At 33.8% G+C, this 26,261-nt stretch carries 28 protein-coding genes, 1 pseudogene and 1 CRISPR repeat array; of the genes and pseudogenes, 9 read left to right on the top strand and 20 right to left on the bottom strand.

Annotated features, from left to right (window positions below; translation table 11 throughout):
• The first annotated feature begins 172 nt into the window (after positions 1 to 172).
• From CDV25_RS06730 to CDV25_RS06715, 4 genes are all read left to right on the top strand, one after another.
• The gene (locus tag CDV25_RS06730; protein WP_239056337.1) at positions 173 to 1,465 is read left to right on the top strand and encodes an autotransporter outer membrane beta-barrel domain-containing protein; all 1,293 of its coding nucleotides are present in this window, start codon (positions 173 to 175) and stop codon (positions 1,463 to 1,465) included.
• A gap of 197 nt (positions 1,466 to 1,662) precedes the next feature.
• Positions 1,663 to 2,229 carry a D-sedoheptulose 7-phosphate isomerase gene (gene gmhA / locus CDV25_RS06725; RefSeq protein ID WP_108911297.1) on the top strand — a complete coding sequence of 189 codons (567 nt, stop codon included), beginning with the start codon at positions 1,663 to 1,665 and terminating at the stop codon, positions 2,227 to 2,229.
• 110 nt (positions 2,230 to 2,339) lie between these two features.
• Entirely contained in the window at positions 2,340 to 3,011 is a 672-nt protein-coding gene (locus CDV25_RS06720; RefSeq protein ID WP_108911296.1) for an NAD(P)H-dependent oxidoreductase, read from the top strand.
• A gap of 65 nt (positions 3,012 to 3,076) precedes the next feature.
• Positions 3,077 to 3,316 (top strand): DUF2443 domain-containing protein, encoded by a 240-nt coding sequence (locus tag CDV25_RS06715; protein WP_108911295.1) that lies wholly within the window; start codon positions 3,077 to 3,079, stop codon positions 3,314 to 3,316.
• On the opposite strand, the gene bcp is transcribed toward CDV25_RS06715, so the two are convergent.
• The 16 genes and pseudogenes from bcp to CDV25_RS10330 form a co-directional block, all read right to left on the bottom strand.
• Positions 3,305 to 3,787: a thioredoxin-dependent thiol peroxidase gene (gene bcp / locus CDV25_RS06710; RefSeq protein WP_108911294.1), complete on the bottom strand. Its 483-nt coding sequence runs from the start codon at positions 3,785 to 3,787 to the stop codon at positions 3,305 to 3,307. The genes CDV25_RS06715 and bcp overlap by 12 nt on opposite strands.
• On the bottom strand, positions 3,741 to 4,127 hold the full coding sequence (locus CDV25_RS06705) for a dihydroneopterin aldolase (protein ID WP_239056336.1): 387 nt from the start codon (positions 4,125 to 4,127) through the stop codon (positions 3,741 to 3,743). Before CDV25_RS06705 ends, bcp begins: the two co-directional genes overlap by 47 nt.
• Positions 4,124 to 4,660: a hypothetical protein gene (locus tag CDV25_RS06700; protein WP_108911293.1), complete on the bottom strand. Its 537-nt coding sequence runs from the start codon at positions 4,658 to 4,660 to the stop codon at positions 4,124 to 4,126. Before CDV25_RS06700 ends, CDV25_RS06705 begins: the two co-directional genes overlap by 4 nt.
• 2 nt (positions 4,661 to 4,662) lie before the next feature.
• Complete coding sequence (locus CDV25_RS06695) at positions 4,663 to 4,851, bottom strand: hypothetical protein (RefSeq protein WP_162550473.1); 189 nt, start codon at positions 4,849 to 4,851, stop codon at positions 4,663 to 4,665.
• The gene (locus tag CDV25_RS06690; RefSeq protein WP_108911291.1) at positions 4,814 to 5,068 is read right to left on the bottom strand and encodes a hypothetical protein; all 255 of its coding nucleotides are present in this window, start codon (positions 5,066 to 5,068) and stop codon (positions 4,814 to 4,816) included. The genes CDV25_RS06695 and CDV25_RS06690 overlap by 38 nt, the downstream gene beginning before the upstream one ends.
• 93 nt (positions 5,069 to 5,161) lie before the next feature.
• Positions 5,162 to 5,959, bottom strand: coding sequence for an MlaD family protein (locus CDV25_RS06685; protein WP_108911290.1), 798 nt, complete (start codon positions 5,957 to 5,959; stop codon positions 5,162 to 5,164).
• Positions 5,960 to 5,967: 8 nt separating this feature from the next.
• The gene (locus CDV25_RS06680) at positions 5,968 to 6,699 is read right to left on the bottom strand and encodes an ABC transporter ATP-binding protein (RefSeq protein WP_108911289.1); all 732 of its coding nucleotides are present in this window, start codon (positions 6,697 to 6,699) and stop codon (positions 5,968 to 5,970) included.
• Complete coding sequence (locus CDV25_RS06675; RefSeq protein WP_239056335.1) at positions 6,700 to 7,788, bottom strand: MlaE family ABC transporter permease; 1,089 nt, start codon at positions 7,786 to 7,788, stop codon at positions 6,700 to 6,702.
• Complete coding sequence (locus tag CDV25_RS06670; RefSeq protein ID WP_108911288.1) at positions 7,789 to 8,520, bottom strand: DsbA family protein; 732 nt, start codon at positions 8,518 to 8,520, stop codon at positions 7,789 to 7,791.
• Positions 8,521 to 8,569: 49 nt separating this feature from the next.
• Entirely contained in the window at positions 8,570 to 9,709 is a 1,140-nt protein-coding gene (locus CDV25_RS06665; protein ID WP_108911287.1) for an epoxyqueuosine reductase QueH, read from the bottom strand.
• Between the two features lie 841 nt (positions 9,710 to 10,550).
• Positions 10,551 to 11,150 (bottom strand): C39 family peptidase, encoded by a 600-nt coding sequence (locus tag CDV25_RS06655; RefSeq protein ID WP_108911286.1) that lies wholly within the window; start codon positions 11,148 to 11,150, stop codon positions 10,551 to 10,553.
• Positions 11,151 to 11,187: 37 nt separating this feature from the next.
• A complete protein-coding gene (locus CDV25_RS06650) occupies positions 11,188 to 12,549 on the bottom strand; it encodes a Cj0814 family flagellar-dependent secreted protein (RefSeq protein WP_108911285.1) in 1,362 nt (453 codons plus the stop codon).
• Between the two features lie 15 nt (positions 12,550 to 12,564).
• Entirely contained in the window at positions 12,565 to 12,987 is a 423-nt protein-coding gene (locus CDV25_RS06645) for a hypothetical protein (RefSeq protein WP_108911284.1), read from the bottom strand.
• A 145-nt stretch (positions 12,988 to 13,132) separates the two neighbouring features.
• Positions 13,133 to 14,482 (bottom strand): Cj0814 family flagellar-dependent secreted protein, encoded by a 1,350-nt coding sequence (locus CDV25_RS06640; protein WP_108911219.1) that lies wholly within the window; start codon positions 14,480 to 14,482, stop codon positions 13,133 to 13,135.
• 8 nt (positions 14,483 to 14,490) lie between these two features.
• Entirely contained in the window at positions 14,491 to 15,072 is a 582-nt protein-coding gene (locus tag CDV25_RS06635) for a hypothetical protein (RefSeq protein WP_108911218.1), read from the bottom strand.
• Between the two features lie 124 nt (positions 15,073 to 15,196).
• A pseudogene (locus tag CDV25_RS10330) lies at positions 15,197 to 16,052 on the bottom strand (hypothetical protein).
• A gap of 187 nt (positions 16,053 to 16,239) precedes the next feature.
• Between CDV25_RS10330 and CDV25_RS10235 the strand changes: the two are divergent.
• The gene (locus CDV25_RS10235; protein ID WP_162550471.1) at positions 16,240 to 16,386 is read left to right on the top strand and encodes a hypothetical protein; all 147 of its coding nucleotides are present in this window, start codon (positions 16,240 to 16,242) and stop codon (positions 16,384 to 16,386) included.
• 598 nt (positions 16,387 to 16,984) lie between these two features.
• On the opposite strand, the gene rlmN is transcribed toward CDV25_RS10235, so the two are convergent.
• The 4 genes from rlmN to CDV25_RS06610 are packed head-to-tail and all read right to left on the bottom strand — an operon-like array spanning position 16,985 to position 18,853.
• The gene (gene rlmN / locus CDV25_RS06620; protein ID WP_108911282.1) at positions 16,985 to 18,040 is read right to left on the bottom strand and encodes a dual-specificity RNA methyltransferase RlmN; all 1,056 of its coding nucleotides are present in this window, start codon (positions 18,038 to 18,040) and stop codon (positions 16,985 to 16,987) included.
• Positions 18,033 to 18,203: a hypothetical protein gene (locus CDV25_RS10615; protein WP_239056334.1), complete on the bottom strand. Its 171-nt coding sequence runs from the start codon at positions 18,201 to 18,203 to the stop codon at positions 18,033 to 18,035. The genes rlmN and CDV25_RS10615 overlap by 8 nt, the downstream gene beginning before the upstream one ends.
• Positions 18,204 to 18,241: 38 nt before the next feature.
• The gene (locus CDV25_RS10610) at positions 18,242 to 18,586 is read right to left on the bottom strand and encodes a hypothetical protein (protein WP_239056333.1); all 345 of its coding nucleotides are present in this window, start codon (positions 18,584 to 18,586) and stop codon (positions 18,242 to 18,244) included.
• Between the two features lie 9 nt (positions 18,587 to 18,595).
• Positions 18,596 to 18,853 carry an RNA-binding S4 domain-containing protein gene (locus CDV25_RS06610; RefSeq protein WP_108911281.1) on the bottom strand — a complete coding sequence of 86 codons (258 nt, stop codon included), beginning with the start codon at positions 18,851 to 18,853 and terminating at the stop codon, positions 18,596 to 18,598.
• Positions 18,854 to 18,940: 87 nt separating this feature from the next.
• On the opposite strand from CDV25_RS06610, the gene CDV25_RS06605 reads away from it, so the two are divergent.
• The 4 genes from CDV25_RS06605 to cas2 all read left to right on the top strand — a co-directional run bounded on the left by CDV25_RS06605 (position 18,941) and on the right by cas2 (position 24,804).
• On the top strand, positions 18,941 to 20,152 hold the full coding sequence (locus tag CDV25_RS06605; protein WP_108911280.1) for an argininosuccinate synthase: 1,212 nt from the start codon (positions 18,941 to 18,943) through the stop codon (positions 20,150 to 20,152).
• Positions 20,153 to 20,281: 129 nt separating this feature from the next.
• Positions 20,282 to 23,530, top strand: coding sequence for a type II CRISPR RNA-guided endonuclease Cas9 (cas9, locus tag CDV25_RS06600; protein ID WP_108911279.1), 3,249 nt, complete (start codon positions 20,282 to 20,284; stop codon positions 23,528 to 23,530).
• 22 nt (positions 23,531 to 23,552) lie between these two features.
• Complete coding sequence (gene cas1 / locus CDV25_RS06595; RefSeq protein WP_108911278.1) at positions 23,553 to 24,518, top strand: type II CRISPR-associated endonuclease Cas1; 966 nt, start codon at positions 23,553 to 23,555, stop codon at positions 24,516 to 24,518.
• Positions 24,481 to 24,804 carry a CRISPR-associated endonuclease Cas2 gene (gene cas2 / locus CDV25_RS06590; RefSeq protein WP_239056332.1) on the top strand — a complete coding sequence of 108 codons (324 nt, stop codon included), beginning with the start codon at positions 24,481 to 24,483 and terminating at the stop codon, positions 24,802 to 24,804. Before cas1 ends, cas2 begins: the two co-directional genes overlap by 38 nt.
• A gap of 293 nt (positions 24,805 to 25,097) precedes the next feature.
• Positions 25,098 to 26,122: a CRISPR direct-repeat array (repeat unit 37 nt; unit sequence AATTTTACCATAAAAGAATTTAACAAGCAGCTAAAAC).
• Between the last annotated feature and the right edge of the window lie 139 nt (positions 26,123 to 26,261).

The following is a 26,261-nucleotide window of genomic DNA, read 5'->3' as shown; positions in this document are numbered from 1 at the left end:
AAGAAATACTACAAGTCACTTGATATTAGAGTTTGTAATGTTTTTATATTCATTTAAACATTACCAAATCCCACAATTTTTAAAAATTTTCACAAAAAGGCAGGATTTAATCAAATATTCAGCGGGGGGGAGGGTAAAATTATAATTTTATTAAATAAATTAAGGAGTATAAATGAAAATCTCACCAATGGTATCAAGAACTTTAATAAGTTTTAGTGCTTTAAGTGCTATCACAGGTTATACCGCTATGGCACAAGACACATCTACATCTAGTAAAACAAAAGCCGACTTAAAGAATGATGAGAAGGTTAAAGTTTCCATCTCCCAAAGCGGAAACACGCAAGAAGCATTAAGCATTTTAGATTCTCTTATCAGTTCTAGTATCGATTATGATATTCTAATAAAAGCTATAAGTAATGGTATAAATGATAGTAAAACTAGCGATAAAGTTAATAAATTCTCCTTCTTTAAAGATACAAGAACACAAGGACAAGTAGCCACACAAACTTCTAATGCTTCTAGCCAACTAGGGGCTATTAATGTGGCTAATGATATGGCAATTGGGGATAGAATTGCAAGATTTAATAATCCCTATATAGAAACTAAACGATTTGCAGCCTTAAGTAGTGATGCAGCTTATAGTTATTATGATGCGTATAAATCTAGTCTTTGGGCAAATGCCTTTGGGGGATTAAATATCATTGGGGATAATGATGGGGGACTTTATGGTATCACTGCAGGGATTGATAGAAACATTAATACTAATCTCTTACTTGGTGGATACTTTACTTATGCAAACTCTACCCTTAAGAGCATAATTAATAAGCAACAAAGCAATAACTACCAATTAGGGCTTTATACTCTCATAAAATTCGCACAAGATTGGGAAGTAGGTGGAAAAGCCTATACACAACTTAGCCCCATTAAGCAATATGATTATAATTCCTTAGGAACAGATTCTGCAGATTTTACAAGAAGGCTCTTTGGCTTTAATGGAAGCATAGGAAAAGTATTCCAAATTTCTAATGCATTTTTTATTAAACCCTTTGGTGGCGTGAATTACTATTATAGTTTCACCCCTAATTATGCACAAAGCGGAACCCCTTTAGCTAAAAAGATTCGCTCTTTAACAAACAATGCTCTAAGCTTAGAAGCAGGATTAGAGGCTAGGAAATACTTTGGGGCTAACTCTTATCTTTATATCACTCCTAAGCTAGAGCAATATGTTGTTAATAATGGGGATGATTATATAGCAAGATTTGCAGGTTCTACTTCTGTCTTTAAAATCAGTAATGATGAAAAGAAAAAGACTTATGGACAACTTACTTTTGGGGGGAATGTTTATATTAAAGAAAATCTCTCTTTAAATATCGGAGGAGGTATCAAGCAAATCTTAGTGGGTAAATCTAACTCCACTAATGAAACTTATTTAAGCATAAATACAGGACTTAAATATAAGTTTTAAGAGATAACATCAATAAGAAATTACAATAACAAATACTACAAACTTAAATAAGAAATTAAACAAGCTTCTTAAGTTTTTATTATGGGGGACAATCTTTTTAAGATTGTCTCTTTCTGCTGTATAAAAATTACCCAAATTTTCATAAATTTTGCTATGATACCAACCAATAAAGGCATTTAGTTAATCAAGGAAATATTATGATAAGCCATATTTTAGATGAAATAAACGCTCATATTAAGGTCGCAAATGCTATGACAAATTTAGTTCCCTCTATAGAGATAGCTGCTAATAGTGCTATACAAACCTTAAAAAATGGTGGGAAGATTCTCATCTGTGGAAATGGTGGTAGTGCCGCGGATTCTCAACATATTGCCGCAGAGCTTACAGGCAGATATAAAAGGGAACGAAAAGGTTTAGCTGCTATTGCCCTAACAACAGATACAAGTGCATTAAGTGCCATTGGTAACGATTATGGCTATGAGTTCGTATTTTCTCGACAATTGGAAGCCTTAGCAAAGGAGGGAGATTTGTTATGGGGTATTTCTACTAGTGGGAAGAGTGCTAATGTAGTCAATGCTTTAAAACTTGCTAAAGAAATGGGGTGCAAAACTTTGGGGTTTAGCGGTAGAGATGGTGGAGTAATGAAAGAGCTATGCGATATTTTGCTTATCTCCCCTAGTGATGATACTGCAAGGATTCAAGAGATGCATTTGCTTATGGCACATATTATTTGTGATTTAATTGAAGAAGCATTTTGTGGGTAGTTGGGATAATCTAGGGGCGGGGGCCGCTTTGTTGATATTAAGAGAGATTTAGATATTATTATTATCCTATTATTTGTGTTGATAAAAGAGAATAATAAAGGATATTTTAGATGATAGAAAGAAATAAGCTTTTAGAGGTTTTTAATTTTCGTTATGCGTGCAAAAGATTTAATCCTACTCAAAAAATCTCACAAGAAGATTTTGGGGTCATTTTAGAGTCTGCTAGACTTAGCCCCTCATCCTTTGGATTTGAGCCTTGGAGATTTCTTGTTCTTAACGATAGGGCGTTAAAAAATGCTTTAAAGCCTGTATGTTGGGGTGGAGAAAATGCTTTAGACAATGCTAGTGAGTTTGTTGTTATTCTTGCTAGAAAAAAGGTAGATTTAGTCGCAGATAGTGCTTATATTCAGTATATGGTAGAAGAGGTGCAGAAGCTTCCTAGTGAGATTCAAAAGATTAAAAAAGAGTTTTTTCATCGATTTTTAGCAGAGGAATTTGCATTATTAAAGGATGATAGAAAGATTTTTGATTGGGCTGGAAAGCAGTGTTATATAGCATTGGCTAATATGCTAACAACTGCAGCGGCTTTAGGCATTGATTCTTGTGCCATTGAGGGCTTTAATGAAGAGGGTGCTAATAAGATTTTAAGCGATGCGGGGATTATGGATACTACGCATTTTGGTGTTTGTGTTATGGTCGCATTTGGTTATAGGGATAATGATAAAAACGCAAATCGCCCAAAGAGCAGACAAAACTTAGAAAAAATTGTGCAGTATATTTAAAGTAGTTGATTTTTGCGGTTTTATGCTTTTTAAAGGTATTATGAGTAGGTAACCAAGGAGTATGGATGTTTGAACGCATTGATGGCATTTTGCGAGAAATTGAAGAGGCGCAAGCGGAGATTACTTTGCTTTTAGGATTAGCAAAGATTTCTTTCGTGGATTATGTGATGATAAAAAGAGGCTCACAAGATATACCAGAGGGCTTAGGTGCTTGGAATCTTCAACAAATTGATAATGAAGTTTCAAGGCTTAAGGAGGCAATTGATAGCCTAAATAAAATTAAAAAAGAAGTCTTAACTTGGTGATTGGTTTTGTAAAGATTCTAACTTTTCTTTAACTTCATTAATATGTCCTTTAACTTTGACATTTTTCCATATCGCAACTATTTTTCCCTCTGGGTTGATGATGAAGGTTGAACGTATCACTCCCTCATATTCCTTGCCATAGAGCTTTTTAGCCCCCCACGCATTATAGAGCTTTAAGACTTCTTTGTGGGTATCGCTTAGAAGCGTGAAGTTTAAATCTTCTTTCTCTATAAAACCTTGATGGGATTTGGGACTATCAGGACTAATACCAAGCACAATGGCGTTGAGGTTTTGAAAGTCTTTTAAATTATCCCTAAAATCACAAGCTTCTGTGGTGCAACCGGGTGTTTTGTCTTTGGGGTAGAAATAGACAATAACATAAGAACCTCTAAAGTCTTTAAGGGAAATTTCTGCATTATCTTGATTAGGTAGTGTGAAAAGTGGAGCTTCTTGATTGATTGTTAATTCCATTTTGTTCCTTTGGATATTGGATTTGCATAGAAACTTTACAATTATTAAAAATTTCTAATTTTGTAATTTTAATGCAAAAATAGGTAATTTGTGGGAATTTTTTGGGGATTTCTTCTAAAAAATACCTTAAAGCATCTTCTAGTAGATTGAAATTTTGTTTAAAAGAATCTTGTAAGAAGTTTTTTAATAGACAATAATCTAAAAAGTCATTTTTTGAATGTGTGTAATAAGTAAAATAAGAATCTATTTGGATTTTTTGTTTATTTACTCGCTCATAGGGTAAAATTCCTATAATGGTTTCAAAGCACAGGTTCTCTAAGGAGATTTCATAATACATCATTGAATGCTTTTAAAAAAATCATTAAGGCTATTTACAATAGCTTTATTCATCGCTTCAATAATGGTTTCAAATCCCCCTTCTTTGACATTAATAGTTGTCCTTATAGGTAAAGAATAGGTTACATTATTTTTAAGTGTGATGCCTTGTGCGTTAAAGAAGACCTGAGAGTCTTCAAAATGTAAATCAAAAACTGAAATTTTTAAGGATTTGGGAATATTTGGGGTTTGCAAAAGAGCAATACAATGATTCTTTGCTATTTGGGGAATGAGGGTATTTAGCATATCAGAGAGATTAGTAATCCATTGATTTTTAGAAAAATATTCTATTTTATTAGGACTTTCTTTATAGGCTATATTTTTGCTATTAATCTTTTGGGCTACTTCAACCCCTAGCCATTGATAATTTTGGTAGCTTTTACAAGTGTTAGAGGATTCTTTAATGAATAGTTCATAATGGTTTATGGGGGGTAATTCTCGATTTAAGCAACCACTAAAAAGGAGTATTAGTAAGGCGGTAAAAATTTGTTTTAGCATTTTTATTCCTTTAATAATGTGATTTTAGCGATTTGTGCTTGTATTTTCAAGCTTTTATATAAGCTTTGGATGACTTTTTCAAAATATTTATAGTCTATCTCCTCGCCTTTATGGGATTTGAGATATTTATCTAGCACAGCATAGCCGCCGATTTTATATTCCCAAATCGCGTTTATTTTCAATATAACCAATCACCAAGCCTTGATTTTGGATAAGAAAATCAGGTGCACCTCTGCCTTTTTTGTTGTTGTTTGGCTCGTGTTTGATATGGAGAGATTGTAAGTCTTTGTTGCGTAGATTTGCTTTTAAGGATTCTAAAAAAATTTGCAAATGTATGCGGTGAGTTTGTTCTTTAGTCTGTGGGTTAATATTTTGAAGTTGTGTAAGATAAGTTGTTAAAGTATGCATAATTTCTCTTATATATTAGGATTTATTTAAGGCTAGATTGTAACATTTTTATATTTTTGTGCTTATTTTGTTTTAATGCTGTATTCAATCTGCCTATTCCTTGGGTCCTAATTTCTCTTTCCTAGTGCCTAATAAAAAGTCAGTGGGAGATTTTTCTAGGGATTGCAAAGTTTCTTTGCCTTCTAAAAGTAGTTGTTGGAGTGTTTTAGAGTTTTGTTCTATGCTAACCAACAAAGGAGTAAGTAAAACTCTAAGATTATAATCCCCTCTAAGCAAGGTTTGTTCAAATTGCTCTCTTGTTTTGCCAAAGTCTTTGAGTTCATATTCTATCGTGCTTAGGGTTGTGTTGAGGTTGTTTGAAGCAATGGCAAGATTTTTAAGGATTGTATGAAAATTCTCTATGTTCTCATCATTTAAGAGATTATTAAATTTATACAGACTAATGCCTAATTGCTCCATAGCAATTTGGGTTTTATCACTGATTTTTTCTATCCAATTGGCTTCAAGGTTTAAAACTGCTTTTTCATTAGCCCTAAAGGGAGCACCATCTCCTTGAGAGAGTGCAAAGAAGTTTCCACCAGTTAATCCTTGTGCTTCTACCATTACTTTTGAGTTTTTATGGACTATGATGTCTTTTTTGATCCATAAAATAATTTCTACATTATTATCTACAATCCTATAAGATTTTACAAATCCTACAGGTATCCCTAGGTATCTAACTGGGGTTTCTATTCTTATGCCTTTTGGGAGTTCTTTAGCATACAAATAATAGGGATTGTATTCATCAATACTTCTGTCATATTTACCAAACCAAAAAATAAAGCTACTTAGAGCTATGAGTGAGAATAAGAAAAATGCACCTATTACAATATAATTTAATCGTGATTCCATTATTCCTCCTAAATTTGGTATAAAAACAAATCAATAGAATCGCTTTGTTGGCTTAATTCTTTTAAAGAGCCTTCAAAAAATATTTTTTTATCTTTTAAAATAATCATTCTATCAACTATTCCTTTCACGCTATCCATATCGTGTGTTATCATTACAACATTTAGCTCCAATAAATCCCTTAATTCTTTAATGAGATTATCAAATTCTCTAGCACCTTTTGGATCTAATCCGCTTGTTGGTTCATCTAAAAATAAGATTTTAGGACTTAAGCTTAAGGCTCTAGCAAGCCCCACCCTTTTTATCATTCCCCCGCTTAACTCATTAGGATAGAGGTCTGCAACTTCTTGCTTTAAACCTACTTGCTTAAGCCACATCATCGCTATATCTTTTATGGCTTTTGGTGGCAGTGCTGTATATTCCCTTAAAGACAATGTGAGATTATCTAGGATATTTAGTGAGCTAAAGAGTGCGCCAAATTGAAATAATACTCCAAAATTTAACTGCATATTTAGTAGTTCTTGAGGGTTTAATTCTAAGATATTTTTGCCTAAAATTTTCACTACACCACTAGCAGGTTGATTTAAAGCAATCATCGTGTTTAAAAGGGTGCTTTTGCCGCTTCCACTTCCTCCTAAAAGCGCAAAAATATCCTTTTTAAAGACTTGAAAACTAATATTATCGTGAATAACCCTTTCTCCAAATTTAGTCGTGAGGTCTTTTACTTCTATAATTGCTTCCATTTAGAAAACCTCTGTTAAGATCATCGCACAGATCGCATCAAAAGCAATCACACAAAAAATCGCTTCCACTACGCTTTTGGTTGTATGGATTCCAATGCTTCTTGTATCTTTAGCTACAATAAATCCGTGATAACAACCAATCAATGATATAATAAAGCCAAAAAACGGTGCTTTTAAAATACCAACCCAAAAATGCTTGATATTAACGTTATCTAACAATCTCTCTATAAATTGCCCATAGCTGATGCTAAGCTCTAATTGACTAATACATATGGCACCTAAAAGTCCAAATATATCAGCAATAAAAACAACTAGAGGAAAGGCTAAACAAAGCGCTAATATTCGGGGCAAAACCAAAAAGGTTATGGGATTAAAGCCCATCGTTTTCATCGCATCAATTTCTTGAGTAGCACGCATCATACCAATCTCTGCACTAAAGGCAGAAGCACTGCGTCCAGCAATGATAATTGCGGTAATAATAGGCGCCATTTCACGTAAGGTTAATATGGAACTCATCTCTACGATTAAAATATTAGCACCAAATTGTTCTAATTGGATAGAGCCTTGATAGGCTATAACAATGCCAATTAAAAAACAAGCTAAACTCACAATGCCAATAGCTTTAATCAAAGATTCTTGTATATGGTATAAAATTGCTTTTAGGCGGATATTTTTAAAGCTTATGAAGCCTAACGTATAAAGAATTTCTCCTATGAAACCTACAATAAAGAGCGTATTGTGCAATAGACTTTGCAGTATTGTAATCTTGTTAGAGGATTTTTTAGGTGAAGTGTTGTTTGTGAGTTGATTATCTTGTAAGATGGTAAGGATTTTTTTGCTTTTTGGGTTGTCTAAAAGCTCATTTTTAATAATTTTTAATTGAGGGTTTTGTAGCCAAATATTTAGAATCTCTCCTCCACAAAAATCTAAATCAAAATCCTTTTGCAAAAGGATTATTATGGGCTTATTGGTTGGGATTTTATTAAGTTTGCAGAGGAGAGATTTGGAGATTTTATAATTCCAGTTTCCCCCTAATGTTAGGGTGATGTTCTCTTCTATAAGGACATCTAAAGAAGCTAGGATAGGCATTTATCTTTCTTCAAAGATAAAAGGAACTCCACGAACTATTCCACTATCAAAGATTTTTTTTGTATTGGCGGTAATTTGTGAATAATCCGTTTTCAATTGTTGGTTATTTAGCTCAAAGTCTTGATAATATTTTCTTAAAATATTAATTTTTGTTTGGGTGTTAGCCTTAGGAAGTTTTGCAATTTCTTGCATTATGAGTTGAGCTTTGATAAAAGCTTTTTTATCATGCACTGGAGCAAAAATTAGCTTCAGATTAGACTCTTCTAGGTCTTTTTCTATATTTTTTAAATGTTCTCTACAATAGGGACAATCAGGGTCTGTTATAACAAATTTCGTTGGCAAGTTTTCGCCATTCCCCGCAAGATAAACAAAATCTGTCTTTTTGAAGCTTTTAAAGAGTTTGTTTAGGGCTAAAGTATCTTGCTCTTCTTTAACTAAAGTAGCCTTAGTAATTTCTTCTTTAATCATGGCAGAATCAGCTTGGCTTAGATTTAAGACATTGCTTAAGCCAATGAAGTAATTTCCCTCTTTGTTGACAATCACAGGGAAAATATCGCCTCCTTTTGTTTTGCCAATTACAAAAAATGATGAGGGGAAGCTGACTAGCTCTTTTTTGAATTGCACTTGTACATCAATATCGGTTAGCTCTTTAATGCTCTTTTTAAAATTAGTCTCAAAATCAGCATTTGCTAGTGTTAGAATGAGGGTTAATAGGGTAATGGTTTTTTTCAATGTTAATCCTTTTATAAAATGAGAAATTGTAATATATTTTTTGTAAATATTATTTAAAGATAAGAGGATTCTTGGCGTTAGAGGGGATGAAGTCTTCTAAAACTTCCTCTTGTAGATGAGATTGTATCTCTAGCGTAAAATTTCCTATGAAAGCTTCTTGTAGGATAATAATGGGGGAGGTGAAGAATCCATAAGGATAGAGTTTATGCCGCAAATCGCTTTGTTTGTGTGTGGCTAATCCCTCTTTTAGGAGTTGGTGGAAGTTTTCTTTAGCAAGGTATTCTTTCAAAGGTTCAAATGCTAAAAACAAAATCCCCTCTTTATTAGCATAACCAATCCCATTATCCCAAAATTCTATTTTTGCTTTTGTTTTTTTAGAGAGCATGGAATAATTACAGATAAAGCTAGGGATAGCTTTGCCTTCTTGCGTTAATAAGCCTTGAATAAGTTGGTAATGCAAGATTTTTCTTTTAATGCTTTGGTAGGGTTTATTGGATTTTTCTAACTCCTCTCGAGTTTGGAATATTTTTAAACGCAATGCGGGGAGATTGCTTGAAGACTTTGGGGTATTAAGACTAGAGAGTAGCTCTAGGGGTATTTTATTTGCCGCTTCTCTTTGCTTTTGGAGAGCAAAGATACAACCACAATAGTTTTGGCGATAAAGGTTTGCTTCTTTAGCAAGTTGGTTTTGTATTTGTGTGCCTCCATTGCTCCTAACATCAATGGGGAGGAATCCTAATTGGTATTTTTGTGCTATGGCTTCACCTTGTGAGAATAGCTCATTTTGGGATTTCATAGGGCTTGCGAGTAAGGTTGTGGTGAATTCTATGCAATGGGTTTGTTGGGCTATTTTCGCACTTTTTTCTAAACGATAATCAAAGCAATAACTACATCGTTCTCCCTTTTCTGGCTCATCTTCTAATCCTCTAGCACCCTTTAACCACTCTTGTAAATCATATTCTCCCTCAATAAGTGGGATTCCTAGCATTTCACAGCTTCTTTGCACATCTTTTAAACGCATAAGGTATTCTTCATAAGGGTGGATATTGGGGTTATAGAAATATCCGCAAAATGCTTTTTGGGGGTATTTTTCTTTAAGTTGGGTAAGGAAGTGATGACTATCTACGCTGCAACAAATATGGACTAAAGTCGTGCTTTGTTGGCTAAAATCATAAGGAATTTTTGACATTTATAAGCCTTTTTTGTTGGTATTATAAGCATTAAATCCTAAAAGGGAACTTTTTACAAGCTTAAGTTTAAAGGGAAAATAAAATACAAGCATTCTTTAGGGTAAAGTCTTAAAAGGATTTTAAAATCTTCTTTTTAGCCCTTTTTTGCTCCCTGATTAGATTGTCCTTATCCCCTTATTATTGCAACACTAAAAAGCTTTTTAAACATTGTTATATTCTTAATTAAATATCGTCTATTCTAACCAAAACCAAAGATTCTTATCAAATATTTGTTTTGAAACTAGAATAAAAGTTACTATATGTAATTTTGATTTGGAGGATTCAATGTTTAAAAAATATCATTGGGAGTTTTTGTCTAGTTTTTGCCGCTTTTAGCGTCAGATGAATTAATATTGATAATCTTTTCAAAAAACAAATTGGACTTAAGAAGCATTACAAGCTTGCAGATCCTAAGTACAGGGAATGCTAACATTAAATTTCAAAGTGCAGTAGCACAAAGAGAAATCGCAGTCAATGAGTATAAAAGCTTTTACTTAACATCTCAAAACTTAAGAAGCAAACTTAAGAGGATATAGCGACCTTGTGGTGTATTTTCTATCGTCTCCAAAAATCACATTAGACTTAGGGGTAGGACAGAGACTCTAAGCAAAAGATTAATGGATAGCAAAATTCACAATCGCGTTCTATCGCTACACTAAGTTCTACTTATTCCTATACAGCCGTATCCCTTAGTGCTTCTTTAGGTGGTAGTTCTGCCGCACCTGATGCGATTTTTGGCTTTACTCTTTAGCGGAAGTTTTAAAGAAGTGTTTAAGGCAATAGAAAAGATTGAGATTGAATTTAATGCAAACTAAAAGGCGAAAAAGTAAAATTGAGTGAATGGGGAAATTTTAAATCAAAAGCATTTAAAGACTTCTTGGGTGCTATGATTAAAGCATATCCACCTTTTTTATCTCTATCCCATATACTATAAAATTCTTTCTTAGAGCTGATATATTCCCCATAGCTTGGATCAAGGATTTGCAGATAATTACCTTTGTGATTAATAATAACGACAAAATGAGGGAATCTTGGATCATCCTCAATTTTGACAAGCAGAGGAATATTGGTAAGTTTATCTAAAATCTCTCTATTTAAAGCGTAGGAATTAGCTACAAAGCCTAGCTTTTGGAGGGCTATTTTTAGCTCTGTGAAGCTTACCATATCGGTATTTATTTTTTCGTTCATTACCCTTAAAACTTCTAACTCGGTTAAGTTTCTATTGTCTAAGATATTTAGCAATGTAGCAAGAGAGGAAGCACCACAAGATTCTTCATAGTTTTGCCTAACTACCCTTTTGTTTTTTATTGTTTGATAGGATTGCACGATAAATTCTGCATTTGTAAAGGTTGCAGTAAAAAGAAAAGCCACGATAGTGATTCCCTTTAAAAGTTTTTTCATCGTTAATCTCTGTTATTGGGGTTGAATTTTATTTCCACTATGCATTGGTTTGATGCAAGAAATTTTGCACCCTTTTGTATAAATCTTGAGTATAGTTATGAATATCTTGTTGGCTAATAGTCCAATTATTATGCACTGCTTTTGTAAATTTCATCGTTAAATCAATGCCTGTTGCCATAGAATCTAAGCTAGAGCGATAATGTCCAAGCTGTGTAAAGGCATAAATATCCATTGTAACACCTCCAAAGTTTGCAGCAATCTCATTAGGTGTAAAAATCTTAGATTTTCCCAAAAGTTCCATAGAATCTTGTAATTTAAACTTGATGAGTTCTTTGAGCTTCTCTGGGCTTTGTAAGGCTTGTCTTCTTAGGTTAATCTCTTCTAAAGATAATTTTTTGCTCCTGTTGCTAACTTTTTCACTAAGTATCTCATTTAAGCGATTTTCTATCTTCTCCGTAAATTGTGTTTTGCCTCCACCTAAAATCTCAGCATATTGTGAGTTTAGGAAGCTTACAAATAAGGCTTCTTGGGAGAAATTTGTATCTTTTTGTGGATAGAAGTTTAAGTTTTTCATCTCTTTTGCAGAAAAGTTAAGTTCATATACTCTTAGGTTTAAACCAATGCTTTGTAATTGAGAGCTTAAAACTTTAGCTTCCCTAAAAGTCTCTCTATTATAAAGATTAGTAACTTTAAAATGATCCCAACTTCTCATGGTGCTAAATGCTTTCAGTATCTCAAGATCTTCTATCCCAGGCTCATTTGCCATATATCTTTTATCACTAAAACCCTTGGGTAGTTTTTCAATTTCCCCTGCAGAATAAGATTCTTTGATTTCTGGCATAATTTGTGTAAAGACATTATAGTATTGTTTAAGGGTGTTAGCTATATCTATATGTTTGAATACTTCTTCATTGGTTAAATTAGGGTCGAACAATCCAGTAGCCAATCCTCCATAATTCCTTGTCCCAATTCTAATGATTTCCTCTAAGGTGCTTTTATGCAATTTAAACCCACTTGGAAGTTCAGCAGCAGCATTAAAATCCTCTCCTAGATAACCTTGCTTATCTACACTATAACCATAAAACTCATTTTGTGTGCTTACCTCTTGTATTTGGGATTTGTTTGTCTTAGCATTTCTTATGAGTAATTCATCTTTTAATAACTCTGCTACTATATCTGTCTTTTTATGTTCTATAGTAGTTAGGCTATTAGGTATATATTGGATAAAGTCGGATAGGGAATGCTTCACCATAAGATTTTTAGTATCCACAGAATGTGAAGTATCTAAAACTTCTTGTGTAGTAACATTGGGCTTTAGAATCTCTTGAGATTTCCCATTAGTAGCTTGATTTATAGTACTAGGGCTAAAGCTATAAACATTATGACTTGAAACTTTCATTCTATCCTCCTAATATTAATACTGGGCTTTAAATTGCTTTAACACTTCCTGTGCATTGCGATAATGTTGCCAAAATTCATAAGTTTTACCACTAGGAGTAGCATAAGTTAAATAATATTGTTTTTGCCCACTCATATATCTATATTGTGCTACAATTAAGCCATTGAAGCCAAATTCTCTAGCCACACTATGGGGATTATCTAAATTATCAGTTACAACATACGCATAGGATCTACCATATCCATAATGATCATATAGAGGATCCCTAGTAAAGCTGTATCCCCCAACAACTCTCCCCTCCTCCTCTGCACTCAAAAGTCTCACACCCTTATCATAATCACTTAAGGCACCATTTGTAACCTTTGCTAAAAAATCCTCTGCAAAAGCAACCATAGAAAGGAAGCTTAGAATAGCCATTACATTGAAAAGTTTTTTCATTTTGAATCTCCTTTGAAATTATTAAGATTGAAACTCGCTATAATGGAACCAATCTTAAAAAGCTCTTTTCTTTGAGTTTATTATTTTTAAAATTTTTATGTTGTTACCTTTTGTTAAGGGCTGAACTTAAAGAAAGGGATTCCATCTAGCTCACCTTTAATAAATTATTTAAAAAAGTATTCATTTTTTCTTGTTGGGTTTTAGCCTCATAGGGTTTAGATTCTTTGGAATCTTGTTTGATCTGTGTGCTTTGGTAAGACTCTTGCTTGTTTAATGCTTGAAGCTCTTGTGCATTAAGCGAATGAGAATCTAAAATCTCTTGAAAGACTTTTAGAAATGACGATAAAGCATTAAAAAATTTATCTTTATCTTCGCCCCAGTTAATCGTGCCATTATGTGTATAACCTAAATCTACCAATTCTTGTAGATGGGATTCTACAGAGATTTTACCATTTAACAAATCCCAAAATCTCTCATCTATATCATAATTAATCACATAAGTATTGGGAAATTTCTTTGTTTTTTGTATTTGAGCATCGAGAAGTTTGTTATATTCTTCTACTTCATAGAAAAAATCCGAATGTTCCCCAACGATTTCATTTCCTAGGAAAGACATTATCAATAGCCCACTCATAGAGATTTTATCTCCCTCAAAGTAACGCTCTTCTATGTGGAATCTATGGTCTTGTCTCTGTTGGAGTATTTCATCAATATCTATTAAGCCATGATGAATAGAGAATGGAACAGAAATACCCGTTTTCCCGATTTTGTCCCACACTTCCATAAATTTTCTACTTTCTTGCAGATTTAATTGCATAACAGGTTTGCTATTTTCTCTACTAGAACCTAAAGTATAGATATATCTATGGGGTAACGCTCTCACCTCATCGGGCTTAAGCATCGCATTACTTTGGCTTAAATCACCAACGAAATCTTGAAAAGAAGCAAACGCATTCTTGAGTGTCTTTGCCATATCAATTTCTTTATAGTCAGAATCATAATGACTGGTGTTATCATAATAAAATTCACCTAAATCTTTATAAACAATTTTATAATCTAGCGGAAGTCCAGCGGCAGCATTAAAATCCTCTCCCATAAAGCCCTTTTCATCTATGCTGTATTTTCCAAAAGCAATGCCCTGTAATAAATCAATCTGCATACTAAGCTGTGTAATCTCAAAATTCTGTTTAATCATTTCCTCTAGGCTTGTTTCCTCTGGGCTTTTCCTCCTTCTATTTTCTTTTTTTAACGCCTCTAATTGTTTTTTTAATTCGTTGATCCTTTCTTTATCAATTTTAACTTCTTGCACCTTATCTATAGTATCCTCATTGTTTTTCATCGGATTAAAGAGGGATAAAGCGGGATTGAAGTCCCCTTGTAAGTAGAGATTTGAACTTTTCTCTAGCATCTTTGCAAAGGAATCATTAGAATTACTGCTTTGGGTTGCATTGTTTGTTAAATAACCTAAAGGGTTCGTTCTATTTTCTACACGCATAGGACCTCCTAGTATCTCTTAGAATCTAAGGCGTGCTTAGCCCTAAATTGATAGAAGTTTGCTAAGTCTCTTGCTTTTTTAGTATAAGCTTCATAAAGTTTATTGCTCCCTACCAAAGTGTAGAATACGCTGTAAGTGTATTTGTGATTGAAAGGAACACTTCTAGAGTAGTGATAGTTAGATTGCACATAAATTTGCTTTACTTGTCCCCAAGTAACTCCAATAGCATCACTCCGTGCTTGCGGACGATATTCTTGTCTAAGTCCAAGATGTCGTCCATTCTGATAAGTATCTCGCTTAAATTTTAAAACTTCTATGGGGTTGTTTCGATTGACTTTGTCGCCAAAAAGGTCTATTTCTCCATACACCGTATATCGCACTGGAAAACCATAGTTTGATATTCTACGATCAAATGGTCTGTATATATATATTCCCCCAACAACTTTTCCTTCCTCCTCTGCACTCAAAAGTCTCACACCCTCATCATAATCACTTAAGGCACCATTAGTAACCTTTGCTAAAAAATCCTCTGCAAAAGCAACCATAGAAAGGAAGCTTAGAATAGCCATTACATTGAAAAGTTTTTTCATTTTGAATCTCCTTTGAAATTATTAAGATTGAATCTCACTATAATGGAACCAATCTTAAAAAGTTCTTTTTTGGGTTTATCATTTTAAAAGTCTTTATGTTGTTACCTTTTGTTAAGGGTTATTTTTAAAATTTTTTCCATAGGCTGAAGCCAAAAATCGCATCAGGTGCAGCAGAACTTCCCCCAAAGCTACCACTAATAGAAATCGCTGTTGGTAGCATTTAGGCTATAGGTGGAACCTAAAGAAAGGGTGGGGATAGAACGCAATTCCGAACTTTGATTTTCATTAATCTTCCTCTCTGTTTGGAATCTTTGTTCTACTCCTAAATCTAAAGTGATTTTTGGGCTTAAGATAATAGAGAGATTTCCCCCGATATAAATGCTATTCCCATAATCAATCTTGCCCATTTTAAACTTTCTATCTTGATTGTATCCAACCCCTGCATAGGCAGAATACACTACAGGGTCGCTATATTCTCTTAGAGCCATCTCTAAATTTTGGGATTTTCAATAGAAATTTTTTGTGTGTTCTATGGCTGTTTCTCTCTGTATTACTGCACTTTGAAATTTAACTTGTGGCACAAAATCTGCAACACTATCAAAAGTATAAATTAATCCAAGCCATAGGGAATCAAAGCTTAAATTATTTTCGTTTGAAAAATTGCCATTGAAAGCATTTGTGTATTCTCTCCTTGCGTAACTTCCTCCACCAGATATTAAAACATCAAATTTTGGTGTCAAGGTGTAAATAAAGGTTTGATTGAGGGAGATTTGCTTAGTATCTTTCCATATCGTTGTATCCCCTTGGATTGAAAGGGTGGGATAGAGGGCATAGGAATTTGAATTTCCTGTGCTAAGCAAAGAAAAGTTTGTAATGCTCCTTAATCCTAATTGTTTTTTGAAAAGATTATCAATGTTTAATTCATCACTGGCTAAAAGATAGCTAGATATTGCTAAAAGTATAAGAAAGATCTTTTTCATTATCGCCCCTTTGAAGTATTGTAGAAATTATAAGCAAAGGGTGTTCCATTTATTTTTTTGTAACAAAAATAAACAAGCCTATAAAAAGAATCTTAAGGCTTTTAAGAAAAATTTTTATTTTAATACTTTTTAAGTTAGTGCATATTAGAGTTTGAAGCCTAACAAAATATTTTTAAAGAAGATTCTAATGAAAAAAGTGTTTTTAACTGCAATTTTTGCTTTAGGGTTTATTGGTGTAGCCAATGCTAATGAAGCTGTGGAAAGAATGCAACAAGATAGAATCGCACCTATTGTAGCTTGGGGAATAAAGCAAGGTGTAATGTTGGGGGATTAGATATACCACTTGGGGTGCTTTTAATGAAAGACATCCAATTAATAGTGGAGTTGGAATACACGGTTGGCGTTGGTAATGTTAGAAAGCCTTATTGGTAGCCTTATAGAATCCTTTATGCTATGCAAAAATAAAGATTATTTGTGTTTGTTTGTATTAGTGGTGATAGCTTTTATGCTCTTTATAGTTTTTTCTTATTTGTATGGGGATTTTTAGAATTTATAAGGGTTTATCATAAGGCTTGTTGTAATATGAAAATAATATTATGCAGGGAATCTAAGCAATTGTTTGTCATAGCGTAGAAATAGATAAAAAGTAATAGGCTTGATGTTAAATATATTCTATAAATTGGGCAATGCAATTATTTTAAGCAGTCTAAATTCGTCTTGTGCCTTTTTTAACATAGGTGGAAGCCCAAAATTAGGATTAGATTAGTATTTAAGCGGTATGAAGTGTTAGATAGCTTATTGTTTATGCATTGGCTTCTTTATAATTATAAGGGTTTATTTTTTATAAGCATAATACAAAAAGGCTCCCATTCCTATGATAAAGACAAAAGTTAGAAAAATCACCAAAACAATATCTAAGCTACTCATTTTGTCTATACCTTGACTTCTATTTGCTCTTGCACTTTTTCTCTAAGTTGCCCACAAGCAGCACTTATATCTAAGCCTCTGGATTCTCTAATGGTGCATAAAAGTCCCTTTTGGAGGAGATATTCTCTAAAGGCTTCTACTTTTTCTTTGCTGGGTCTTTTATAGGGGCTTCCTTGATGAGGATTGAAATAAATGAGATTGACCTTAGCCTTGATTTTATTAAGCAAGGCTACGAGCTTTTTCGCACTTTTTAAATCATCATTGAGATTATCAATTATGAGGTATTCAAACATTATGCGTTTTCTGCTATCAAGAGGGAAGTTTGAGATTTCTTGAATGATAGATTGGATATTATAGGCTTTATTGATGGGCATAAGCTCTGTGCGTAAATCATCATCAACAGCGTGTAAAGAAATTGCAAGTTGGATTCCTAGATTGAGAGCCCCTAATTTTTTGATTTTTGGTGCGATTCCGCTAGTAGAGATAGTTTGACGACGCGGTGAGATATTTAAGCCATCAAGCTCGGATAATATTCGGATACATTTTGCGGTATTTTCTAAATTATCTAAAGGTTCCCCCATACCCATATAAACAATATTAATAGCCTTGTTTGGTGGAATGTTTTGGTCTTTTTTGATAGCAAAAACTTGATAAACCATTTCTCCTGCTTCTAGGTTGCGGATAAATCCTCCTTTAGCAGTGAGACAAAAGCTACAGCCCACTTTGCAACCAATTTGTGAGGAAAGGCAAAGCGTAAATTTATCCTCTTTCATTCTTATTAGCACCGATTCATAGCTATGATTATCATAGGTTTTAAAGAGGTATTTGATACTCCCATCTTTACTTTCTTCCTTTTTTAATAAGGCTGTAGATGTGCTTGTATAGTTTTGTGCTAGAAACTCTCTTAAGTCTTTGGGTAGATTAACCATATTTTCAAAGTGGCTTTCATAATGCACATAGAGCCAGTGGTAAATTTGTTTGGCTCTAAATGCGGGAAAATGCTCTTTGAGGGATTTTGCAAATTCTTCTAAAGTGTAGTTAAAAATATAGAGTTTATCCATTTTGTCTGTCTTTAACATAGGATTCTATTTTTTTCATGGCTATTTTATGGTTGGCTAGAAATTCTTGATGCGATTCTTTATGAATGTGATTAGTAGAGCAAAATATTCCAAGAGCGGGTAAATTAAAATACTTTGCTACCTGTAAGATACTAAAAAACTCCATATTTTCATAAGCAATTCCAAATTTTAGTAGATTTTTTGTTAGCTGATTATCTGTGCTAATGTAGTTGCTAGAGTTGATGATTTTATGGGGGTTGATTGTGATAGTGTTTCATGTGAAACACTTTCTAGGGTAATGCAGTTGTCTAAAGGTGTGTAGGATTGTTGTTGTAAAAAGGATAACTCGATGTTACTAGCACTTTTAGATTCAAAAACCTCTAAAAGGCTTTTAGAATCATCATAACAACCACAAGTTCCAATGAAAATAATTTCATTAGGTTTATCCTTATAAATAGAATAAGTTAGCTGAATGCTACTTTGTATTAATCCTATGCCAATGGGTTTTGCAAATGAGAAAGTCTCTATATCTCCCGCACAATAAAACATAATCTTTCCTTAATTGGGTTTTTGAATCTCTTTATAATAAAGAGGAGATTCTTCTTTTTTAATAGTTTTTTGGGAGGGGATTTGCAACACTTCAAAAAATCTTGATTTTTCTAAATAAGCAATTTCAATAATATCTCCAACTTTCACATTGCGACTTGCTTTAACAGGGATTCCAGCTATTTTTATAACTTTATTGTCTATCATATCTTGAGCGATGGTGCGTCGTTTTGTTATATTTACTGCATTGAGGAATTTGTCAATCCGCATCTATCTCCTTGTTTTTGTATAATTGTAGCCAAAAGAATATTAATTTATCGTTCGTGATATAATTATGAAAACTTTTAAGGAGTGAAAATGAAGCAATCGGTTAATAAAGTAGTTCTTGCTTATAGTGGGGGGCTTGATACGAGTGTGATTTTAAAATGGCTTGGGGATAATTATCATTGTGAGGTGGTAACCTTTACTGCTGATATTGGACAAGGTGAAGAAGTAGAACCCGCAAGAGCAAAGGCAGAGAAGCTAGGAATCAAGAGCGAAAATATCTTTATTGAAGATTTGAGAGAAGAGTTTATTAGGGATTTTGTATTCCCTATGTTTCGGGCAAATACTATTTATGAGGGTGAATATCTCTTAGGGACAAGCATTGCGCGTCCATTGATAGCTAAGAGATTGGTAGAAATCGCTACAAAAGTAGGAGCGGATGCTATTGCACACGGAGCGACAGGTAAGGGAAATGACCAAGTGCGTTTTGAGGTTGGGGCTTATGCTTTGAAGCCAGATATTAAGATTATCGCTCCTTGGAGAGAATGGGATTTAAATAGTCGTGAGAAATTACTTGCTTATGCGGAATCTGCAGGGATTCCTATAGAAAAAAAACAAAATCAATCCCCCTATTCAATGGACGCAAATTTATTGCATATTAGTTATGAGGGGCAAATCTTAGAAGATCCTAATGTCGCACCTAATGAAGATATGTGGCGTTGGAGCGTCTCACCAAAAGATGCACCCGATACCCCAACTATTATTACTATTGGCTTTAAAAATGGAGATGGAGTGGCTATTGATGGAGAGGCTTTAAGTCCAGCAAATTTTTGGGCTAAACTTAATGAATTAGGCGGGAATAATGGTATAGGGAGGTTAGATTTAGTCGAAAATCGCTATGTAGGTATGAAGTCTAGGGGTTGTTATGAGACGCCGGGGGGGACTATTTACCTTAAAGCACATCGTGCTATGGAATCCCTTTGTCTTGATAGAGAAGAAGCGCATTTGAAAGATGAAATAATGCCAAAATATGCGAGTTTGATTTATAATGGATATTGGTTTAGCCCAGAGAGAGAGGCTTTACAAGCCTTAATTGATAAAACACAACAAAAGGTAGAGGGGGAAGTGCGATTAGAGCTTTATAAGGGGAATGTAACTATTCTTGGCAGGAAATCTAAGCGATCGCTTTTTAATGCGGCTTATAGCACCTTTGAAGAGGATTCTGTGTATAACCAAAAGGATGCGGCAGGATTTATAAAGCTTAATGCTTTGCGGTTTATAATAGCGGGCAAAGCAAGGGAATAAATTCACTTTTATTGATTTTTGTAGTGGGTTATTGATATTTAGGGTAATAGGTTTAATAGAAAAATTAAGAGTTATTATTAATGGTATTTATTGTATTATTGATGAATTTAATCTAAAAGGGGTTTACAGGTGAAAATTTTAAGTTTTGATATAGGCGTTACAAGCATTGGTTGGGCTTATGTAGAGGGAGAAAAATTAAAAGATTGTGGGGTGAGAATCTTCACTAAAGCGGAGAATCCAGAAAATGGTGATTCACTTGCTGCTCCGCGTAGAGAAGCACGAGGGGTTAGACGAAGATTAGCACGGAGAAAAGTTAGGCTTAATGTGATTAAAAGATTGCTTTGTAAAGAGTTTGGGCTAAATTTAAGCGATTATTTTGCAAATGATGGGGAATTACCAAAGGCATATGAGACAACCAAAGATACCAAAAGCCCCTATGAATTGCGCTCTCTTGCTTTGGAGCAAAAGTTAGAGCCTAAAGACTTAGCGCGGGTGATTTTACACATTGCCAAACATCGTGGCTATGGGAACAAACACGCAAAACGCGATTTAGAAGCAGAGGAGAAAGCAAAAAAGGCAGCAGAAAAAGTCCCACAAGAAAAAGAATCTACCACAACAAATGGAGATTCTAAAAAAGAGCAAGAGAAAGTGCTAAAGGCGTTGTATCAAAATGAAACATTACTTAAAAATTATCAAATCAATTATCAAACCAATGATGAAACTAATAATAAAACTATCTTTTTGGTTGGTAAATACCTCTATAAAGAGTTTCAGGACAAAGGGCAAAGAATCCGTAATACAACCAACAATTATCAGCACACAATGCGACAAGAATGGTTAAAAGATGAGCTAGAGTTTATTTTTGCAAAGCAAAGAGAATTTGGATTCCCCTTTAGTGAGAAGCTTTATAAGGTTGCTACCGAAAACAATAAGACAAAAGAGCTAGATTTTGCCTCTGCAATTATGGAAACAGCCTTTTACCAAAGAGATTTAAAGAGTTTTGAAGATAAAGTCGGCAAATGTGTATTTTATGAAAATGAAAATCGCGCACCCAAAGATTCCTTAAGTGTTATGGAATTTGTTGCTCTCACACGCATTATCAACACCTTAAAAAACCTTGAGGAAAAAAGTAAGAATCTTGGTATTGGTGAAACCTATGGCAAAGATAAGATTCAAGAGATTCTAAAAATCGTGCTTGATAAAGGCGAGATGAGTTATAAAGAATTGCGAAAAATCCTTAAACTTAATGAGTCAATTTTATTTGCTAAAGATCCTAAACTAGATTATACCAAAGGAGTGCAAGAAGCGGAAAAGGCAAAGTTTATTGAGCTAAAGAATCTTAAAGCTTTTAAAAAAGCAATGGGTGGAGAGACTGAACAAAAAGCTAACAAGAAAACGAAAAAAACAATAGAGGTGAGTCTTGAATCTTTTGATAGAAAAGAGCTAGATTTGATTGCTACTCATATTGCCCTCATTAAAAGCAAAGAAAACTTAGCTGAAAGATTACGAAACTATCCCGCATTAAGCAAGGAGCAAGTAGAAGCCCTAAGTAATTTGAATTTTGCAAAACATATTGATTTAAGCCTGAAGGCACTTGATAAGATCCTACCCTTGATGCGTGAGGGGTTGCGCTATGATGAGGCGGTGAAAAAGGCAGGATTGCAAGAGCATAGAAAGCATAAGCAAAAGGGCGAGTTTTTAATCCCACTAAAAGAGTATGAACCCTATTTAGCAAATCCTGTTGTGGCAAGGGCATTAAGTGAGTATCGGAAGGTGCTAAACGCACTTTTAAAAAAATATGGAAAAGTGCATAAGATTCATTTAGAATTTACGCGTGAAGCAAAACTAAGTGCAAAAGAGAGGCAAAAATATGAAAAGGAACAAAGAGAACATTTTGAAGCAAACCAAAATGCAATCAAACAATGTGAGAAATTAGACTTGCGTCTTAATGGTGCAAATATTCTTAAAATGAAGCTTTGGATAGAGCAAGGGGAATATTGTGCGTATAGTGTCAAGAAAATTACAACGGAGGATTTAAAGGATTCTAACAAGCTACAAATTGACCATATTTATCCTTACTCACGCAGTTTTGATGATAGCTATATGAATAAGGTGCTTGTTTTTTCAAAAGAAAATCAAAATAAGCTTAATAAAACACCCTTTGAAGCCTTTGGAAGTGATAAAGAGAAATGGGATAGGATTCTAAGCCTTAGCGCAAAACTCCCTAAACAAAAACAGAGAAGAATCAGCAATACAAACTTTAAGGATAAAGAGGGCGGATTTCTTGCAAGGAATATCGTTGATACAGGCTATATTGCAAGATTAGCAAGTCAATGGACGAATCATTGCCTAAAATTTGAAGATTTAAGGGAAAATGAAGTAACCATCACAGGAGAAAAGGGTAGCAGTGTGCATATAGAGGTGGTAAGCGGAAGCTTGACTGCAACCTTGCGGCATTATTGGGGCTTGGGCGATAAGGATAGAAACAATCACCTCCACCACGCAGTGGATGCAATCATCTTAGCTTATGTAAATGATACAATGATTCAAGCATTTGCAAATTTTAGGAAAAATCAAGAACAAAATAAAGCAAAATTCTATGCTAAGCAAATTGCAGAATCGGAATACAAAGCTAAAAAAGCATTTTTTGAGCCTTGTGAGAATTTTAGAGATAAGGTGCTAAAAAAACTTGATTCTATTTTTGTCTCCAAACCTCCTAGAAAAAGGGCTAGAGGGGCGTTACACAAGGAGACATTCTATTCTTTTGAGGACGAAAAACTTTTAAAAAGTTATGGCGGGAAACAGGGTGTGCAAAGGGCGATTGATCTTGGGAAAATCCGCCGAATAGGCACAAAAATTGTGAGTAATGGTGCAATGGTGCGTGTAGATATTTTTAAACACAAAGAAGGCAAATTCTATGCTGTGCCAATCTACACAATGGACTTTGCATTCGGAGAATGGCCCAATAAAGCAGTAGCCACAGGTAAAGATGAAGACGGCGTAATTAAAGATTGGATAGAAATGGATTCTGACTATGATTTTTGCTTTAGTCTTTTTAAAGACGATTTAATTAAGGTGAAGAAAAAGAAAATGAAAGAGGCGGAGTTTTGTTATTTTAAAAGATTTAAAACTTCTGGTGCTTCAATAGAAATTGTCAAGCACGATAATAGGGCAGACAATTTAAATGGCAATCAAGAAAAAATATTTAAAGTGAAGCTTGAAAATAATCAAAAAATATTAGATAAGAGTTTAATATCAATCCAAAACCTTGAAATCTTTGAAAAATGGCAAGTCTCTCCTTTGGGAAAAGTGCAAAAGGCAGTGCCTGAATCTCGCCAAGGGATTAAGCTCAAAAGCAGTCTTAAACGAAAAGGCTAAGATTCTATAAGGAGGGCGAGAAATGTTTGATTCAGCCTTTCGCACCTTATTTTTAAGCACACCTGCTTACTTAAGCCTACAAGACAAACATCTTTGCATAGCCCAAAAGGACAAAGAAAATGTAAAGATTCCGCTTGTGGATATTTTGTGCGTGATGTTAGAATCTCATCAAATCACGCTTACTAATGCACTGCTAAATGCGTTTGCTCTGCATAAAATCGTTGTTTTTACCTGCGATGAATCCCACCTACCAAGTGGGCTATTTATGCCATTTTTAGGGCATTTTAGAAGTTTTAGCGTGTTGCAATCCCAAATTAACTTGAGCAAACAAAGAAAGGCGATTTTGTGGCAGCAAATAGTGAAGGCAAAAATTAATAATCAAGCCTTTTTGCTAAAAATGCAAAACAAAAAAGAAAGTGAGGAATTAGAATCTTTAGCAAAAAGTGTGAATTTAGGAGATTCAAGCAATAACGAAGCTAAAGCCGCAGCAATTTATTTCAAGGCTCTTTTTGGCAAAAACTTCTCCCGCAAGGTGCAAATCTTTGAAAATGGCAAAATGGGAACGATAAATGCTGCACTAAATTTCGCTTATGCAATTATGCGAGGAGTGATTACAAGAAGCCTTTGTGTAAGCGGACTAAATCCTGCACTAGGATTCAATCATAAAAATCAGTTTAATGCTTTTAATCTAGCAGATGATTTGATAGAACCTTATAGAATCTTTGCGGATTCTGTTGTCGTGCAGATGGTTGAAGTTGGGGAATTAGAGGAGAGCTTAAGTTTGCAAAATCGCGTAAAGCTGGTAAGTATTTTGCAGAGTGCGGTTATGATAGAAAATAAGCTTTATCCACTTACTCGCGCGGGTGTGGTGAGTGCGCAAAGTGTAGTGAAATGCCTTGAGAGAGAAAATCTTAAGCTTAGACTGCCGCTATTTTGCGAGGAAAAGAGTGATGGAAGAAAAATTTATGAGAGTGTTAGTGATGTTTGATATGCCAACTTGTAGCAAGAAAGAGCGTAAAGATTATGCGAGATTCCGTAAGAGTCTTATCAAAGATGGATTTATGATGTTGCAATATAGCGTGTATATGAGAATCTGCAAAGGTGTAGCAAGTGCCAATAATTATTTGGATAAGGTAGGTTTGATTGTGCCTCCCAAAGGGCATATTAGGGCATTAATCCTTACTGAAAAACAATTTGATAATATGCGGTTATTGCTAGGCGGTAGAAGTGAAAACGAAAAAGCAAATGCACCAAGACAACTTACGCTTTTTTGAAGGTTGGTTTTGACACTAAAAGATTTGCAATTAAAGAATGTTTTAGAGAAAATAAATCAACTTTTTAAGTAGGAGATAATCTTTGCTAAAAAATAAAACGGGTGAGCTTAGGGATTAACTAGGCTAACACCCTTGTGTTAGCTTAACCCTGCAGGAAGCTCACTTCCCTTATTTTAGCCGCTTGTTAAATTCCTTAGGATTATATCTTAGATTTTCTTAAAAATCACTCATTTAGGATATTTTACACCCTTAAAGTCTTTCAAATACCGCAAAATACGATAATTTGGAAAGTGTATTTTACCATAAAAGAATTTAACAAGCAGCTAAAACAACAGTAATGCCCGGGATTTTAGTCCCCCAATTTTACCATAAAAGAATTTAACAAGCAGCTAAAACTTGCAGCGTTTTTTAACCCACGATTGCCTTATTTTACCATAAAAGAATTTAACAAGCAGCTAAAACTAAAAAAACAATCGTTTATTCTGGCTTTTAATTTTACCATAAAAGAATTTAACAAGCAGCTAAAACTGTCTTTGAATGATAGTTATAACAATATGGATTTTACCATAAAAGAATTTAACAAGCAGCTAAAACATAAACATTTTAGACATTCTAAAATAATGTATTTTACCATAAAAGAATTTAACAAGCAGCTAAAACAAACACTCGCAAACAAAAATACAAATAGAAATTTTACCATAAAAGAATTTAACAAGCAGCTAAAACAGAATATCTAGCCTCAAAAAACACATCTAATTTTACCATAAAAGAATTTAACAAGCAGCTAAAACTCTAAAGAAAAGGGTATAGATATTCAACTTATTTTACCATAAAAGAATTTAACAAGCAGCTAAAACTTAGAAGCTTTTGAATAATATAAGCTTAAGATTTTACCATAAAAGAATTTAACAAGCAGCTAAAACATATTTTACCATCATTTGTACTAACCTTTAATTTTACCATAAAAGAATTTAACAAGCAGCTAAAACTTTGTTTGTCCTTTATTCAAACAAGTTAAAATTTTACCATAAAAGAATTTAACAAGCAGCTAAAACCTTTTACGAGAACTCATCTCCACACGTAGAATTTTACCATAAAAGAATTTAACAAGCAGCTAAAACTCTACATTGTTGATGGTGTTATGGACTAAATTTTACCATAAAAGAATTTAACAAGCAGCTAAAACCCAACGGGGATAACGCCTAATAACTTAGCAATTTTACCATAAAAGAATTTAACAAGCAGCTAAAACAAATATTCTAGTAGTGAGACAACTATAAATATTTTACCATAAAAGAATTTAATAAGCGACTAAAATTGTTTGATATATTAGGTTGGTAGTTGGTATATTTTTCCTTGGAATTGCAATTATAGTAAAATGAATAAATTGTAGTTAAATTTAAAAATATTTACCTAATGTTTAAGTGAAATATTTATAATAAAAATTTCTTGAAAAA

The organism is Helicobacter apodemus (assembly GCF_003097575.1).
GTDB lineage: Bacteria > Campylobacterota > Campylobacteria > Campylobacterales > Helicobacteraceae > Helicobacter_D > Helicobacter_D apodemus.
Note: the sequence above shows the minus strand (reverse complement) of the source record. Positions and strands in the feature narration are given on the sequence as shown.